The sequence below is a fragment of the Shinella sp. GW835-FHT14H05 genome (assembly GCF_058793575.1).
Window position 1 is genome coordinate 1344968 of sequence record NZ_JBXAFY010000001.1, and the last position, 16440, is coordinate 1361407.

Consider the following 16440-nt stretch of genomic DNA (forward strand, 5'->3'; position numbering starts at 1 on the left):
GTTCAGCCCCAGGTCAGCGGGTCTAGCCGCAGATAAAAGGCGAGGCGCTCCCGATCGGGCGCCTCGATTCCTAGGACGCCGAAGAGAATGTCGAATGCTTTTACGGCCTCCGCTTCCGTCGTCCAGTTTTCCCCGGCATTGGCGAGCATGAGCGTGAGATCGGCATAACGATCCGCCGTGCCGAGGCGGCCGAGATCGATCAGGCCCGTGCAGCGCTGCGTCTGCGGATCCACCATGAAATTCGGCATGCAGGGATCGCCGTGGCAGACGACGCGCTCCTGCCGTTCCTGTGCCAGCCGCAGCGGAAGCTCTGCCTCGACGCGGGCGAGCAGCTCGCCTGCCGGCCGCTCCTTGTCCTCATCAGGCAAAAAATCCGGATTGACGGCGTCGCGCGCCACGACATCGGCGGCGCGCGCGAACATGCCGGCGAGGTTTTTCTCGAACGGGCAGTTTTCGACCGGAAGGGCGTGGAACGCGGCGAGTTGTTCCACCACGGACGGCCAGGCGTTGAGGAGATCGGCGCCCGAAAGCGTCACCGCCGGCACGCCCGCCACGGCGCTCATGATGAGGCAGGCGCCCTGTTCGTTCTCGCGCCAATCCAGAAGTGCAGGGCAGGCGATGCCCTTGCCCGCCAGCCAGGCGAGCCGGTCGCGTTCGCCGGCAAGCTCTAAAGCGCGCGGTCCGGCCGCGAGTTTCGCATAGCTGCGCCCATCCGGGCTGCGAAAAACCCGGTCGCCGGATTCGCCTTGATGCGCCGGCACCCAGCCGGCGTTGATATCCAGAAGCGTCCCGGCCCAGTCCATGGGGCCGCTCAGCGGGCGAGCAGGCGCTCGACGAGGTCGGGCGTCAGTTCGTCGAAATGGGTGATGACATGGGTCGGCTCCAGCTCGGCGACCGGCACGTCCGAATAGCCGAAGGGCACGCCGATCGACGGGACGCCGGCATTGCGCGCGACGAGCATGTCGTTGAGGCTGTCGCCGATCATGACGGTGCGAAGCGGGTCGGCTTCGGCGAGGCGGACCGTGCCGAGCAGGTGTTCGGCATCCGGCTTGCGGACCGCGAACGTGTCGCCGCCGGTGATGGCCGCGAAACGCGCGGTCAGCCCGAGGCCGTCGACGAGACGGCGGGCGAGGCCTTCCATCTTGTTGGTGCAGACGGCGAGGCGGTAGCCGGCGCCGGAAAGGCGGTCCATCGCATCGACGAGGCCCGGATAGGGCACCGAGACGCCCGGCATCGCCTCCGCATAATGGTCGACGAAGACGCCGAGCATGCGGGCCAGCTCCTCCTCGCTGATCTCGCGGCCGCGCAGCGAGAAGGCGCGCTTGATCATCACCGTCCCGCCATGGCCGACGAGATAGGTGAGGTCGTCATAGGTGATGGGGTCCAGACCTTCGAGCCCGATCGTGTGGTTGAGGCTTGCCACGAGGTCGTGCGCGGTATCGATGAGCGTACCGTCGAGATCGAAGACAACGAGAGATGCGGACATGCGGGAAACCTTGTGAGGAGAGCGAGGGCAGGCCTCTCCGGTATGCGATGGCGCCGGCATTTGCAATCGGCTTCTCGCCCGGGGGGATGCGGCGATTTTGGCTTTCGTTTGCCATTCAGGGCGTGTAAGTGTCTCACCGGAATTCCGGCCGCTTCGGGCGCCGGCTGACGCGTATTCAGGGAGTTTTGGGGCATGGACGCCCGGGAAATGAAGATCAAGGCCGCCGAGGCTGCACTCTCCCATGTGGAAGACGGCATGCGCCTCGGCATCGGCACCGGCTCGACTGCGGAAGAGTTCGTACGGCTTCTGGCGGAAAGGGTCGCAGGCGGCCTGAAGGTCGAGGGCGTGCCCACATCCGAGCGCACGGCGCGGCTCTGCGTCGAACTCGGCGTGCCGCTGAAGTCGCTCGACGAGCTGCCGGAACTCGACCTCACCATCGACGGCGCCGACGAAGTCGACGGCCGGCTGAGCCTCATCAAGGGCGGCGGCGGTGCGCTGTTGCGCGAAAAGATCGTCGCCAGCGCCTCGACGCGCATGATCGTCATTGCCGACGAGAGCAAGGTGGTCGAGACGCTCGGCGCCTTCAAGCTGCCAATCGAGGTCAACCCGTTCGGGCTTGCCGCCACGCGCATCGCCATCGAGAAGGCCGCCGCCCGGCTTGGCCTTTCGGGCGCCATCGTGTTGCGTGCGTCGGGCGACGGCACCTTCATGACCGACGGTGGACACTACATTCTCGACGCATCTTTTGGCCGCATTCCTGATGCAGATGCGCTCGCAAGCAGCCTCAATGACATACCCGGTGTCGTCGAACACGGACTCTTCATCAATATGGCGTCGCTGGCCATCATCGCGGGACCCGCTGGTGCGCGCACGCTGACGGCAAAAGAATAGACAGGAGCACAGACCGATATGATCAAATTTGCTGGTTTCGGCCGGACCCTCGCGGTGACCCTTATCGTTTCGGCAAGCCTTGCAGGCGCTGCCACGGCGCAGGACGTCACGGACGAACAGATCAAGACCGCCCGCTCTGCCATCGACGCCATCGGCGCGACGAACGGTTTCGACAACATCCTGCCGGGCCTTGCCGTACGCATCAAGAGCACGCTGGTTCAGGCCTCGCCGAACCACGAATCGGAAATCAATGCGACCGTCGACGAGCAGGCGCTCGCTCTTGCGCCGCGCCGCGCCGATCTGGAACGCGAGGCCGCGTCGATCTACGCCAAGACCTTCACCCAGGATGAGCTGAAGGCGATCGCCGATTTCTACACCTCGCCCGTCGGCAAGAAGCTGCTTTCGGATGGCCCGATCGCCACGCGCGAAGTCATGAAGGCCGCCGAGATCTGGGCTGTCGGCGTCGACCGCGACCTGCGGGCTGAAAGCGCCAAGAAGCTCAACCCGATTCTCGGCAGCGTGCCGGCCACCGATGGTGCGGCCACCGAGGGTGGCGAAGCGCAGCAGCCGCAGCAGTAATCGATTTTCCGGAAAAGGCGGCGTCAGCCGCCTTTTTCTTTTGCACCACCTGCTCCTATATGTTCTTCGGCCCGGTGACGGATTCGCGCTGCCGGTCCGGTCAGACGGCCACGCTTGCCCGCAGGAGATCTACCCATGGCGACATTCGACTACGACCTCTTCGTCATCGGCGGAGGTTCCGGCGGCGTGCGCAGCGCGCGGCTGGCGGCCAGCATGGGCAAGAAGGTGGCGATTGCGGAAGAATTCCGCTTCGGCGGCACCTGTGTCATCCGCGGCTGCGTGCCGAAGAAGCTCTATGTCTATGCCTCGCAGTTCCATGAGCATTTCGAGGATGCGGCCGGCTTCGGCTGGCAGGTGGGCGAGACGCGCTTCGACTGGCAGGCGCTCGTCGCCGCCAAGGAGAAGGAAATCACCCGCCTCGAAGGGCTCTACCGCAAGGGACTCGACAATGCCGGCGCCACGATCCTTGCGACGCGGGCCGTGCTGGTCGGGCCGAACACCATCCGCCTGACCGCCACCGACGAGCTGGTGACGGCGGAGCGCATCCTGATCGCCGTCGGCGGCCATCCGACGCCGCATCCCGGTCTTCCCGGCTTCGAGCTCTGCATCTCCTCGAACGAGGCATTCGACCTGCCGGCGTTGCCGAAAGCCATCCTGATTGCCGGCGGCGGTTATATCGCGGTCGAATTCGCCAACATCTTCCATGGCCTCGGCGTCGAGACGACGCTGATCTATCGCGGCAAGCAGATCCTGTCGCGCTTCGACCAGGACATGCGCCACGGCCTGCAATCCGCGATGATCGCCAAGGGCATCCGCGTGATCTGCGAGGATATCATCACTGACGTGTCCGAGACCGACGACGGCCGCCGTTCCGTCACCACCAAAACGGGTGAGACGCTTACCGTCGACCAGGTCATGCTGGCGCTGGGCCGCGTGCCGAACACCGGCAGCCTCGGATTGGAAACGGCGGGCGTGGCGACGAACGAGAAGGGCGCGATCATCGTCGACGATTTTTCGCGCACCAATGTCGAGAGCATTTTCGCGCTCGGCGATGTGACGGACCGCGTGCAGCTTACCCCCGTCGCGATCCATGAGGCCATGTGCTTCATCGAGACGGAGTTCCGCGGCAATCCGGTCTCGCCGGACCATGACATGATCGCCACCGCGGTGTTCTCGCAGCCTGAGATCGGCACCGTCGGCATGAGCGAGGAGGAGGCGGCAAAGGCCTTCGACGATCTCGAAATCTACCGTGCCGAATTCCGCCCGATGAAGGCGACGCTGTCCGGCCGGCAGGAAAAGACAATCATGAAGCTCGTCGTCAATGCGGCCGACCGCAAGGTGCTGGGCGCCCATATCCTCGGCCACGATGCCGGCGAGATGGCGCAGCTTCTCGGCATTTCGCTGAAGGCCGGCGTCACCAAGGACGACTTCGACCGCACGATGGCGGTGCACCCGACGGCATCCGAAGAGCTCGTCACCATGTACCAGCCGAGCTATCGCGTACGCGGCGGCCAGCGGGTCTGAAAGCCCGCTCGTCGCGGTGACGCAAATCGGCCAGCCTCGGCTGGAACTTCGGCTATGCAAGAACCATCTAACGGTTTATAAGCCCGCATCTTCAAAACGGAGGGGCGTTCGCAGGCTTTCGCGGGCGCTTCAGGACAGGTGAGTATCATGGCACAGAATTGGACCCCGACCAGCTGGCGGCAGAAGCCCATCCAGCAGGTTCCGGATTATCCGGATCTCGCCGCATTGGCGGCGACTGAAGAGCGCCTCGCGAAGTTTCCGCCGCTCGTCTTCGCCGGCGAAGCACGCCGCCTGAAGTCGGCGCTGGCCAACGTTTCCGAGGGCAAGGGCTTCCTGCTCCAGGGCGGCGACTGTGCCGAAAGCTTCGCCGAACACGGCGCCGATACGATCCGCGACTTCTTCCGCGCCTTCCTCCAGATGGCCGTGGTGCTGACTTTTGGCGCCCAGCAGCCCGTCGTGAAGGTCGGTCGTATTGCCGGCCAGTTCGCCAAGCCGCGCTCCTCGGGCATCGAGAAGCAGGGTGACGTGTCGCTGCCGTCCTACCGCGGCGACATCATCAACGGCATCGAGTTCACCGAGGAAGAGCGCGTTCCGAACCCGGAACGCCAGCTCATGGCCTACCGCCAGTCAGCGGCCACGCTGAACCTGCTGCGCGCCTTCGCGATGGGCGGTTATGCCAATCTCGAAAACGTCAACCAGTGGATGCTCGGCTTCGTCAAGGATAGCCCGCAGGCCGAGCGCTACCGCAAGCTCGCCGACCGGATTTCCGAGACGATGGATTTCATGAAGGCGATCGGCATCACCTCGGAAAACCATCCGAACCTGCGCGAGACCGATTTCTTCACCAGCCACGAGGCGCTGCTGCTCGGTTACGAGCAGGCGCTGACGCGTGTCGATTCGACGTCGGGCGACTGGTACGCGACGTCCGGCCATATGATCTGGATCGGCGACCGCACGCGCCAGGCAGACCATGCGCATGTCGAATACTGCCGCGGCATCAAGAACCCGCTCGGCCTCAAGTGCGGCCCGACGCTGACCAGCGACGGCCTGCTGGAGCTGATCGACCTCCTGAACCCGGCAAACGAGGCCGGCCGCCTGACGCTGATCTGCCGTTTCGGCCACGACAAGGTCGCCGACAACCTGCCGCGCCTCATCCGCGCCGTCGAGCGGGAAGGCAAGAAGGTCGTCTGGTCCTGCGATCCGATGCACGGCAACACGATCACGCTCAACAACTACAAGACCCGTCCGTTCGAGCGGATCCTGTCGGAAGTCGAAAGCTTCTTCCAGATCCACCGCGCGGAAGGCACGCATCCGGGCGGCATCCATATCGAGATGACCGGCAACGACGTGACGGAATGCACGGGTGGCGCGCGGGCGCTGTCGGGCGACGACCTCGCCGACCGCTACCACACCCATTGCGATCCGCGCCTCAATGCCGACCAGGCGCTCGAACTCGCCTTCCTTCTTGCCGAGCGCATGAAGGGCGGCCGGGACGAAAAGCGCATGGTCGTGAACGGCTGATCGCCTTTCGTTCGTGCTTCGTCTCCGTAAATTAGCGGGGCTGATGCATGCATTCAGAAACGTGAATTTGACAGGAACCGGGCCGGCTCGCAAAGCTGGCCCGGTTTCGTTTGGGAGGACTTATGAGCGAAGAACATTCTGGGCATTGCCTGTGCGGCGCGGTGCGCTTTCGCACCCAGGGCCAGTTGCGCGAGGTGGTTGCCTGCCATTGCAGCCAGTGCCGCCGGCAGACCGGGCATTTTTATGCCGCGACCAATGTGCGCGACGATGCGCTTGCCGTGGAGGGCGGCGAGAACGTCACCTGGTACAGGGCGAGCGACACGGCAAGCCGTGGCTTCTGCCGCGTCTGCGGCTCCGCCCTGTTCTGGAAGGGCGACGGTTTCGACTATACCTCGATCATGGCCGGCGCCTTCGACCAGCCGACGGGGCTCAGGATCGGCGTGCATATCTTCTGCGCCGACAAGGGCGATTATTACGAGATCAACGACGACGCACCGCGCTTCGCCCAGGGCCACTGAGGGCTACTGGACGAGGGCAGGGCGTTTGCAGGAGACGCCCGTGACGCGGATGTCGGCCTCGCCAATCCTGACGCCGGCAACCAGCAGCAGGTTGTAGAGCAGCTGGTCGAGCGCCGGCGTCACGGCGCCGAGCGTGGTGGCGAGCGCGGACGTCAGGATCGACGCGTTGATCGGCAGGCCGAGCAGCTTGACGTTGATCTCCAGCTCCATGTCTCCCAGCATGGTCTGAATGGTGGAGGAGAGCGTGTCGCGGGTCGATATGGATTTCGTCGTTCCGGCGGCGACTTCTGCCGATGTATAGGTGAGGTGAGTTTTTGTCAGATTCATCGCCTCGCCGGGTGCTCGCGCATCGACGCTTAAAAGCGCCGAATCGACAATGCGGGCCTTTTCCACGCGGGGCTCATCGGAGAAATGCGACAGCACCGAGGGGTTGACCTTGCCAAGCGCGATTTCCGCAACGCCCGCCACTGCGTCGATGGCCACACTGGCATTGCTGGCCGAACCGCCAAGACAGCGGATATCGGCAAGCTTTGCCTCCGACGCGGCGACCTCGATATAAAGCGGCAGCTTGACACGCAGGCCAGCAAGCACTGCGAGGCCATCAATGTTCACCTCGACCGCAAGCCGCGTCTGGGCGCTGCGCACCGCGGTGCCCGGCGCGCCAAGCCTGTTCGACGGTGTCTCCACCGGCGGTTCGCCGATTGCGAGGTCCACGGTAACGGCGCCAAGGCCGGGCACAACCGCGCCGAGGTCGAGGGCGACCTGGTTCGTTCCATTCGCCAGCGCGGCCGCGGAAGAGATCATCTGCAAGGCGTTGATCGACATCTTCCAGTCGCCGCCGGTTCCAATCGTTAGGCCTTTCTTCGGATCGAGGTTAAGGATGCGCGACAGCGGCAGTTTCACCTTGCTGCCGGCCGTTGCCTGCTCCAGCAGCCGCAGGGCTGACCGTACGGGGCCGGAAAGCCCCTCGACGGCGGCCATCGAGGTGAGAAGTTGCGGCATGGTCACGCCGGCGTTCAGCACATCCTCATAGGTGCCGGCCGTCAGGTTGAGGTTCGTCGCAATCGCCTTCAGGAACGGCTGGACCGAAATGTCGGTATCGACCAGCGCCCGGTAGTCCATGACGTTGAGCGAGAGGTTCGTGCCGAGGAGTTTCCCGAGCAGCGCATTCAGGATGCCGCCATTGAGGCTGGCAAGACGCGTGCCGATGGAGAAGGAGGCTGTCTTGGAGCGGGCGGCGGAGCCCGTGGCCGAAAGCGTCAGCGAGTTCTGCATGAAGAGCGAGGAGACAAAGAGGTCGGCTTTCCTTGAAAGCATGACGAGGGCGGCGTCCGCATCCGTGGTGGCAGTCTTGAAGCGCGCTTCCGGTGCAATAGCGGGGTCTGCAGTATAGCGCCCGCGCTCGACAAGCGCTGTTCCCTGCGTCAACTTGGCGTTGCTGGGCGTGATCACCGCGGGGATGACCTTGCCGTCCTTACCGGTCACGGAGATCGGCAGGTTGTTGAGTGCAAAGTAGGTGGCGGCCGATTGTTCGGCATCGCCGACGCTTGCAGCGGCGGCGATGGCGGCAAGATCCGCTTCCGTCTGCAATTGGCGCTGTTGCAGCGTGAGGTAGCTATAGTCAACGCCGAGCGCGATCGAAAAAATCAGGAGGGGCAGGCTCAGGGCTGCGAGGGTGCCGATGTTGCCTGCGCGATCCTTGAGGAGTGTTTTGGGCACCTTCATGCGTCAAAGCCCTCCTACGCGAACAGTGGCATAGCGCTCGATCTTTTTCCCGGGGAGCACGAAGGTGAAGAGGCCCCAGATGGGCAAATCGCTTGAATCGTAGGAGATGACGACCGTGAATTGATCCGAATTACCAGGATCGTCCCCAATCACCACCTGCATCTTCGAGCGATTTATAAAGGAGTAATCAAACCGTGACGCTTCGAGATAGCGGTTTACCAGCGTGACCCGTTCCGTCGAATTAATACCCGCGACCGCCGTACGGGCTGCATCGGCGGCGATCTGTTGCACGGAACTCGCGACGCTCAGGTAGATGCCGTAGGCAATGATCGTGAAGAGCACGAGAAAGAAGAGTGGCGCGATGATCGCAAACTCGATTGCCGACGTGCCAGCGCGATCCTTGCAAAGGCGGGACAGAGCATACATGACATCTCCTCCTTAGGATTGTGACGAGGCTGTCCGCATCCACCAATGGATGCTGAGGTCATGGTGCACCCTGAATCTTAAGTTCCCCTTTAGATTGCGCTGTTTTATTCTGAAGCACTTTTTGATTGTGCGCTATTTAGTTTCGCCCTTCTAATATGTTGTGCAAGCGCAGAACTTCGCGCTTGAGCCCTGCGATCTCGTCGATGAAGTGCGTATCAATCTTGTGGTGTAGAGCGATCAACTCGATCTCCGCCTTGAGGTTGACCTCATAGTCCTTGGAGGCCTCGAAGCGGTCGCGGGCGGCCTGCCGGTTCTGCGACATCATGATGATCGGCGCCTGGATGGCCGCGAGCATGGACAGAACGAGGTTCAGGAAGATGAAGGGGTAGGGGTCGAAGGCGTCGCGCGTGAGCAGGATCGTATTGGAAACCGTCCAGACGACCAGGAACATGAAAAAGCCGATGATAAAGCCCCACGAGCCGCCGATGCGGGCGATGTCGTCGGCTATGCGTTCGCCGAACGATTGTTTGGCCTCATAGGCGACGTTCCTGTCTTCCGACAGGATGCGGCCTTCGCGGGAGTGCAGCAGCACTTCCCGCTCGGTCTCGTCGAGTTCGCTGGCGGCTTTGCCGAAAAGGATCTGGGCGGCGTCGTCGAAGGGTCTCATGGGCCAGGCTCCGGAAAGGGGAATCGGAGCCCTAGCCTAGACCTGTTTAGAAGCCCGCCGCCATCAGTTCCGCATGGGAATTGAAGAAGCGTTCGAGACCGTATTGCTTGCCGAACATGATGTCGTGCTGCAGGAAGCGGAAGTCGCGCACCAGCGGGTCGATCGTCTTCTTGCGCGCCCAGCCCGCCGTGCCGTTGCCCTTGGCGTCGATCAGCATGTAGCGGTCGATGACGCGCAGCTTGTCATGCACCGCGCCGAGGAAGCCGGTGTAGTAGGGATGCTCGAAGCCGGCTTCCTTGAGGATGTAGTAGGACAGGAAGGCCGGGCTGATCGTGCCGATCTCCTTTTCCGTGCCGGTCTTGTTCGACCAGATGACGAGCGGCGTTTCGTGCTCCTTCTGCATCTGCTCGGGCGAGCCCTTGCGCGAGGCGGTGATGCCCTTCATGTAGCCGGAGTTCTGGTAGACCGTGTTGAGCGGCGGCAGGTGATCGCCGAAGACGACGATGATCGTCTCGCGGTCGCGCGTCTTCGCCCAGTCCATCAGCATCTTCAGGCTCTGGTCCGCTTCCTTCACGCCCTGTGCGTAGCTGGCGAGCATGCGGTTGTCGCGCGCGTCGAGCTTGCCGTCCACGGCGATGTCGGTCTTCGCATAGCGCCCGTCGTCATAGGGGCCGTGCCCTTGGAGTGTGACGGTGAAGAAGAAGAACGGGTCTTCCTGCGCATCCGCCTGGCGGATGATTTCCTTGGTCAGCGCCTCGTCCGAGGTGAAGTTGCCGCGTTTTGCAAGCGGCGGCATCTTGTCGACGTCCTTGAAGGTCTGGAAGCCGAAGGCCTTGTAGACGCTGGAGCGGTTCCAGAACCAGCCGGAGAACGGATGGATGGCGCGCGCCGTATAACCTTCCGCCCGGAAGAAGGTGGCAAGCGAGGGGATCGGCTTGCGCACATATTGCTGGTAGGGGATGCTGCCGGTCGGCAGGAAGGCGTTGGAGAAGCCGGTCAGCGCCTCGAACTCGACATTGGCGGTGAGCCCGCCGAATTCCGGCGAAAAGACGCTGCCGCTCTGGCTTTCGCGGATGACCGGCATCGGATCGGCCGAGAGCTTTACGCTCTGGATGCGAGTCGGATCCCACAGCGATTCACTCATCACCACAATGACATCGGGCTTGGAGCGGTGCGTGGTGCCAGCCGGCAGCGGCTTCGACGGGATCTTGTCGATCGCATCGACCATGTAGCCGGAGGGTGCCTGCACGTTGGCCATCGGCAGGTTGATGGCAAAGGCCATGACGAAGCCGTTGTGGCGATAGTTCTCCGCCTGGTCCCACATGATCGGGAAGACCTTGAGCCGATCGCGGACCCAGGAGAACTCGTTGTAGTCCATGATGGAGACGAAGCCGGCGATGAGCGGCAGCGCGACGGCAAGCCGCGTCAGGCGCTCCTTCTTCGTCAGCGGCCGGAAGCGGCGCCAGGCGAAGACCCAGAGACTGATGAGGGCGACGACGGACGCGACGACGGCCAGTGCAAGCGCGGCGGCCGTCCACGGCCGGTCCTGCACCAGCACCGGCATCAGCTCCATGATCTGGCGGCCGAAGAGCAGGTCGGTCGGATAGAGCGGATCGGTCAGAAAGACCTGTTTCTGCTGAGAAATGACACCCATCAGCACGACGAGCGGCGAGACGAGCAGCACGGCCTTGTGCTGCCGGCCGATAAGCGCATCGATGGCTAGGTAGAGCAGGAAGAACACGCCCGTGGTGGTCCAGGCGGGCTGTTCGGGGTTGGTGAAGTAGAGCCAGGTCTGGTCGACGGAGCCGCGTGTGATAAGCTCGACGGCAACGACGGTCAGGAGGGCGAGAAGCAGGGAGACGGCGAGCGAACGCAGGACCGCCAGCGCCTTGATATGACGCGCGAAAAAGCCTGCTTCAACGGCAAGGCCTTCGGCGGCTTCGATAGCCACGGCGGTGGGAGTGAACAGGGCCAAGGCCATCTCCAAACTTCATAAAACTTTCGTACCATTGTCATATGGATGTCATCTTGAACAGGAGATGAACGGTTTCTGCAACGTTCATCCAGTGCTTTGGTTCCCCCTGTTGCACTGCGGCAATGTTCGGCGCGATCCGCTGAAAAACCGGGGTTCGCGCCGAAAGCGCGCGCAAACCGCAGGCAAACCTCGCCGGCCTTCATTCCCAAAGCGCCCGTCATGCTCTAAAGAGCTTGTCGACCGTTCGAGAGTGCGGAAGCGAGGCGCGGCCGCAGGATCGGACACCATGAGGAAACGGGTCCGCAGACATGACTTCCGAGACTGAAAAGGCGACGCTGCGCATCGCTATTGCGCAATTGAACCCGACCGTCGGCGACGTTGCCGGCAATCTCGCCAAGGCGCGCGCCGCGCGCGAGGACGCCGCCCGCCAGGGCGCAGACCTGCTGCTTCTGACGGAGCTCTTCATTTCCGGCTATCCGCCGGAAGACCTCGTGCTGAAACCCGCCTTCCTGAAGGCCTGCCGCCGCGCGGTGGACGACCTTGCCAACGACACCGCCGACGGCGGCCCCGGCGTCATCATCGGCTTCCCGCGGCAGGACGAGACGGGGCGTTACAACGCCGTCGCCGTGCTCGATGGCGGCAAGGTGATCGCGGTGCGCGACAAGGTCGACCTGCCGAACTACGGCGAGTTCGACGAGAAGCGCGTCTTCGACCAGGGCGCCATGCCCGGCCCGGTCAACTTCCGCGGCGTGCGCCTCGGCATCCCGATCTGCGAGGACATCTGGGGCGAGCTCGGCGTCTGCGAGACGCTGGCCGAAAGCGGCGCCGAAATCCTGCTGTCGCCGAACGGTTCGCCCTATTATCGCGCCAAGGTCGACGTGCGCCACCAGGTGGTGCTGAAGCAGGTGATCGAGACCGGGCTGCCGCTGATCTACGCCAACCAGCTCGGCGGCCAGGACGAACTGGTGTTCGATGGCGCGAGCTTCGCCTTCAACACGGACAAATCGCTCGCCTTCCAGATGAGCCAGTTCGAGGAGACGATCGCGCTTACCACCTGGAAGAAGCGCGGCGACGGCTGGGTCTGCGACGGCGGGCCGATGTCGCGCATTCCCGAGCACGAGGAGGCGGATTACCGTGCCTGCCTGCTCGGCTTCCGCGATTACGTCAACAAGAACGGCTTCAAGAACGTCGTGCTCGGCCTGTCCGGCGGCATCGACTCGGCGATCTGCGCGGCCATCGCCGTGGATGCGTTGGGCGAGGAGCGGGTGCGCTGCATCATGCTGCCCTACCGCTATACCTCGAAGGATTCGCTGAAGGACGCGGCCGATTGCGCCAAGCTGCTCGGCTGCCGCTATGACATCGTGCCGATCGAGGCGCCGGTTTCCGGCTTCCTCTCTTCGCTTTCGGAACTCTTCGAAGGCACGGAAGAGGGCATCACCGAAGAAAACCTGCAGAGCCGCACGCGCGGCACGATCCTCATGGCCGTCTCCAACAAGTTCGGCTCGATGGTCGTCACCACCGGCAACAAGTCGGAAATGTCGGTCGGTTACGCCACGCTCTACGGTGACATGAACGGTGGCTTCAATCCCATCAAGGACCTTTACAAGATGCAGGTCTACGCGCTGTCGCGCTGGCGCAACGAACATACGCCGCCGGGTGCGCTCGGCCCGACGGGCGAGGTGATCCCGAAGAACATCATCGACAAGGCGCCGTCCGCCGAACTGCGCCCCAACCAGACCGACCAGGATTCGCTGCCGCCCTATCCCGTGCTCGACGACATCCTCGAATGCCTCGTCGAAAAGGAGATGAGCACTGAGGAGATCGTTTCGCGCGGCCACGACGTGGCGACGGTGCATCGCATCGAGCACCTGCTCTACATCGCCGAATACAAGCGCCGCCAGTCGGCGCCCGGCGTGAAGATCACCAAGAAGAACTTCGGCCGCGACCGCCGCTACCCGATCACCAACCGGTTTCGGGATCGGGGCTGAGCATGGAGGCGCGCTCCAGCGAGCCGGGCGGCGACGAAAGCCGCCCGGATTTCACGACCGAAGAGATCAGGCTCATCCGGTTGTGGTCGCTGAGCGACATGTCGGCCGGCCGGCAGGTTTCGGCGCAGGTCGCCTATTTCGCAACACCGGCGGTGTTCGGAATCTACGGCCTTGCGACCGGCAGCCTCGTCATCGTCGGTGTGGCCTTCACCTGCATCCTTTTGTTGTTGGTCTGGGGTTTCGTTTCGACCTGGCGGGACCAGAGCAATGTCGTGCTGATGCAATCGATCTGCCGCAAGCTTTTGCCGGCGTTGGATGAGCGACAATAACGACAAGGGAAGCCCATGCGCAGTTCCGTCGAGATCCACGATATCGTCACCGGCGAGACACGAATCGTCTGGCAGACGGAGCGGCTTGTCGAGGCGCCGAATTTTTCGCGGGATGGGCGTTTACTGGTGATCAATGGCGACGGGTTGCTCTATCGCCTTTCGCTGGATGGCGGCGAACCGGTGCAGATCGACACCGGCTTTGCGACGCTCTGCAACAATGACCACGGGCTTTCGCCCGACGGTACGTTGCTGGCGATCAGCGACAAGGTGGAGTTCGGCAAGTCGGCGATCTATGTGCTGCCAGCGGAAGGCGGTACGCCGCGGCTGGTGACGCCGAACCTGCCGTCTTACTGGCATGGCTGGTCGCCGGATGGGGCGACATTCGCCTATTGCGGCATTCGCGGCGATCTCTTCGATATCTACACGATCCCGGTCGCCGGCGGCGAGGAGCGTCGGCTGACATTTGGCGAGGGGCGCAATGACGGGCCGGATTATTCGGCGGATGGTGACTGGATCTATTTCAACTCCAGCCGCACCGGCCGGATGCAGATCTGGCGGGTGCGGCCGGATGGCAGCGAGCCGACGCGCATCACCGACAGCCCCTATGGCGACTGGTTCCCGCATCCTTCGCCCGATGGCCGGCACTTGCTGGTGCTTTCCTATGATGGCGATGTCTTCGACCATCCGCGCGATCTTAGCGTGCGCCTGCGCCTGATGGACATGGATGGCGGCAATGCGCGCGTCCTTTTCGAGCTTTTCGGCGGGCAGGGCACGATGAACGTGCCGAACTGGGCGCCGGACGGCGAAAAATTCGCCTTCGTGCGCTACGCGCCGGCCGCCTGATCTCCCGATATCCGGTGAGCGCAAGTTAAGTTTTTGCTCACCAGCCCGCTTAAGCGATTTTTGCCGTCTTGCCTGTAGCCTTTGTTCAACAATGTCCGGAAAACCGGGCGGGGGACAGGCAGGGGCAGAGATGACGAGCAAAGCGGAAGAAAGCCGCGCGACACGGCGACGCGGTGTTGGTTTGGTGATCCGGACGGCGGCCGTGATGATCGTGCTGCTGTTCGGCGCCGCCAATTACCTCGTGCTCGACTACGCGATCGAGCGGGCCGACAGTTTTGTCGCCGAGACCGAGCGCACGCTGGTGCGCAACGAGTTCGGCCACCAGATCGACCAGGTCGTACAGTACCAGAGCCAGCTTTCCTTTTGGGACAAGAGCTTCAACGAGCTTGCAGACGGCATGCCGGGCGACGCCTTCGTGCGGGACCAGCTGCGTGACTGGATGTGGTCCGACTTCGGTTTCTCCTGGATGATCTTCGCTTCGCCGGACGGCGAAAAGGTGCTCGGCGTTTATCGCGGGGAAAAGGTTTCCGAGAGCAAGGCGCGCGAAAAGCTGCATTGGGTGAGCGATCTCACCCACAAGGCCGAGCGCAAATATCGCGAGGCGCTCTCGCCGGATCGCGGCGGCTGGCAGGTGGCGCGCGCCAAGGAGGATCCCGACCTTCTGACGCCGGCGCTGCCGGAAATCCATGTCACCGGCATGCGCCTCATCGACCGCGTCATGAGCATCGTCGTCGTGCAGGCCGTCGTTCCGAAGTCGCTCTATATCCCGGCCCACCGGCTGGAGCCGACACTGCTCATCACCGTCAAGCCGGTCTCGAAAAAGATGCTGGCGAACACCGAGCGACGACTCGGCGTGCACGATCTCGGCTTTACCCCCATCGTGACGCAGGAGCCGGGGCTGGTAATGACGCCGGTCGGCGCCGATGCCTACAATCCCATGGTCGCCTCCTGGCGGCCGAATATGCCGGGCTCCTTCGTCTGGCGCTCGGCGCTGCCGCAGATCGCGATGTTCGTGCTGGTCTTCGCCGGCGTCATGCTCTTCGTCACGCTGCGCTTTTCCGCCCTCATCAAGGCGCTCCAGCGCAGCGAGGCGAAAAACGCCTTCCTCGCGCGGCATGACACGCTGACGGGGCTGAAGAACCGCAGCGGCTTCGACGAGGAGGTGCGCCGCGCCATCCGCAAGGGCGAGACCAAGCCCTTCGCAATCCTCGCGCTCGACCTCGACAAGTTCAAAGCGGTTAACGACCGGCATGGCCACGCGGCTGGTGACGCGGTGCTGCAGGCCGTCGCCCGGCGTTTTTCCGATCGCATCGGCAAGCAGGGCTGCGTCGCCCGTCTCGGCGGCGATGAATTCTCCGTGCTCCTCACCGGCGAGCGGAGCCATGAGGCGCTGCTGGAGCTTGCCGGTAGCCTCGTGCGCGATACGCAGGTGCCGATTGCTTATGACGGCCAGTTGCTCGTCATCGGCGGCAGCGCCGGCATCGCGCAGTTCCCGCAGCACGGCGGCTCCGTGCATGACGTGATGGTGATGGCGGATGCCGCGCTCTACGCCGCCAAGAACGCCGGCCGAAACCGCGCCGTCCATGCGGATCATGTCGGCCAGGAGATAATCATCGAGGCCGGCGAGGCGCGCGCGGCCTGATATAGGGCGCTGACAGGCCGGTGCGCGGCGCGGGCAGGCTTGATCGCGCCGCCAAGCCATGCGCATATCGTTCCCGTCAGGTGCCTGCGTTTTGCAGGAGAATCGGGAATCCGGTGCGGGTGAGAGCCTCAAGTCCGGAACGTGCCCAGCGCTGTGACGGGGATGGTTCGCGCCGTAAAAGCTTGAATCGATTCAGGCTTTTGCCACTGGTTGTTCAACCGGGAAGGCAGGTGCGGGCCGTGTGACCCGAAGTCAGAAGACCGGCCTGGCAAGATAGACCGAACCGCGCGGACGGCGGAAGGTTTTGCGCATTGTTGGGGAGATGA

General features: G+C 63.5%; 15 protein-coding genes and 1 riboswitch. Of the genes, 9 read left to right on the plus strand and 6 right to left on the minus strand.

What is annotated here, in order from left to right; genetic code table 11:
- Positions 1 to 2: 2 nt before the first annotated feature.
- Positions 3 to 803, minus strand: coding sequence for an APH(3'') family aminoglycoside O-phosphotransferase (locus tag AC1Q6Z_RS06610; RefSeq protein ID WP_492647119.1), 801 nt, complete (start codon positions 801 to 803; stop codon positions 3 to 5).
- Between the two features lie 8 nt (positions 804 to 811).
- On the minus strand, positions 812 to 1486 hold the full coding sequence (locus AC1Q6Z_RS06615; protein ID WP_435267102.1) for an HAD family hydrolase: 675 nt from the start codon (positions 1484 to 1486) through the stop codon (positions 812 to 814).
- 192 nt (positions 1487 to 1678) lie between these two features.
- On the opposite strand from AC1Q6Z_RS06615, the gene rpiA reads away from it, so the two are divergent.
- The 5 genes from rpiA (at position 1679) to AC1Q6Z_RS06640 (ending at position 6519) form a co-directional block, all read left to right on the plus strand.
- A complete protein-coding gene (gene rpiA / locus AC1Q6Z_RS06620; protein ID WP_435267103.1) occupies positions 1679 to 2377 on the plus strand; it encodes a ribose-5-phosphate isomerase RpiA in 699 nt (232 codons plus the stop codon).
- 18 nt (positions 2378 to 2395) lie between these two features.
- Positions 2396 to 2956 carry a DUF2059 domain-containing protein gene (locus AC1Q6Z_RS06625; protein ID WP_256115622.1) on the plus strand — a complete coding sequence of 187 codons (561 nt, stop codon included), beginning with the start codon at positions 2396 to 2398 and terminating at the stop codon, positions 2954 to 2956.
- 135 nt (positions 2957 to 3091) lie between these two features.
- Positions 3092 to 4480 carry a glutathione-disulfide reductase gene (gor, locus tag AC1Q6Z_RS06630; protein WP_492647120.1) on the plus strand — a complete coding sequence of 463 codons (1389 nt, stop codon included), beginning with the start codon at positions 3092 to 3094 and terminating at the stop codon, positions 4478 to 4480.
- A gap of 147 nt (positions 4481 to 4627) precedes the next feature.
- Positions 4628 to 6001 carry a class II 3-deoxy-7-phosphoheptulonate synthase gene (locus AC1Q6Z_RS06635; protein ID WP_256115624.1) on the plus strand — a complete coding sequence of 458 codons (1374 nt, stop codon included), beginning with the start codon at positions 4628 to 4630 and terminating at the stop codon, positions 5999 to 6001.
- Between the two features lie 122 nt (positions 6002 to 6123).
- On the plus strand, positions 6124 to 6519 hold the full coding sequence (locus AC1Q6Z_RS06640) for a GFA family protein (RefSeq protein ID WP_492647121.1): 396 nt from the start codon (positions 6124 to 6126) through the stop codon (positions 6517 to 6519).
- 3 nt (positions 6520 to 6522) lie between these two features.
- Here the strand turns inward: AC1Q6Z_RS06640 and AC1Q6Z_RS06645 are convergent, their stop codons facing one another.
- From AC1Q6Z_RS06645 to AC1Q6Z_RS06660, 4 genes are all read right to left on the minus strand, one after another.
- Entirely contained in the window at positions 6523 to 8244 is a 1722-nt protein-coding gene (locus tag AC1Q6Z_RS06645) for a pilus assembly protein TadG-related protein (protein WP_492647122.1), read from the minus strand.
- 3 nt (positions 8245 to 8247) lie between these two features.
- Entirely contained in the window at positions 8248 to 8670 is a 423-nt protein-coding gene (locus tag AC1Q6Z_RS06650; RefSeq protein ID WP_256115628.1) for a TadE/TadG family type IV pilus assembly protein, read from the minus strand.
- A 136-nt stretch (positions 8671 to 8806) separates the two neighbouring features.
- Positions 8807 to 9337, minus strand: a complete 531-nt coding sequence (locus AC1Q6Z_RS06655) for a DUF1003 domain-containing protein (protein ID WP_492647123.1) — start codon at positions 9335 to 9337, stop codon at positions 8807 to 8809.
- 46 nt (positions 9338 to 9383) lie between these two features.
- Positions 9384 to 11318 carry an LTA synthase family protein gene (locus AC1Q6Z_RS06660; RefSeq protein WP_492647124.1) on the minus strand — a complete coding sequence of 645 codons (1935 nt, stop codon included), beginning with the start codon at positions 11316 to 11318 and terminating at the stop codon, positions 9384 to 9386.
- Positions 11319 to 11620: 302 nt separating this feature from the next.
- Between AC1Q6Z_RS06660 and AC1Q6Z_RS06665 the strand changes: the two genes are divergently transcribed.
- From AC1Q6Z_RS06665 to AC1Q6Z_RS06680, 4 genes are all read left to right on the plus strand, one after another.
- The gene (locus AC1Q6Z_RS06665) at positions 11621 to 13300 is read left to right on the plus strand and encodes an NAD+ synthase (protein ID WP_256115630.1); all 1680 of its coding nucleotides are present in this window, start codon (positions 11621 to 11623) and stop codon (positions 13298 to 13300) included.
- A gap of 2 nt (positions 13301 to 13302) precedes the next feature.
- Complete coding sequence (locus AC1Q6Z_RS06670) at positions 13303 to 13629, plus strand: hypothetical protein (protein WP_492647125.1); 327 nt, start codon at positions 13303 to 13305, stop codon at positions 13627 to 13629.
- Positions 13630 to 13644: 15 nt separating this feature from the next.
- The gene (locus AC1Q6Z_RS06675) at positions 13645 to 14472 is read left to right on the plus strand and encodes a TolB family protein (RefSeq protein ID WP_492647126.1); all 828 of its coding nucleotides are present in this window, start codon (positions 13645 to 13647) and stop codon (positions 14470 to 14472) included.
- A 130-nt stretch (positions 14473 to 14602) separates the two neighbouring features.
- Complete coding sequence (locus AC1Q6Z_RS06680; RefSeq protein WP_492647127.1) at positions 14603 to 16114, plus strand: diguanylate cyclase domain-containing protein; 1512 nt, start codon at positions 14603 to 14605, stop codon at positions 16112 to 16114.
- Between the two features lie 61 nt (positions 16115 to 16175).
- A riboswitch (cobalamin riboswitch) is annotated at positions 16176 to 16397 on the plus strand.
- Positions 16398 to 16440: the final 43 nt, after the last annotated feature.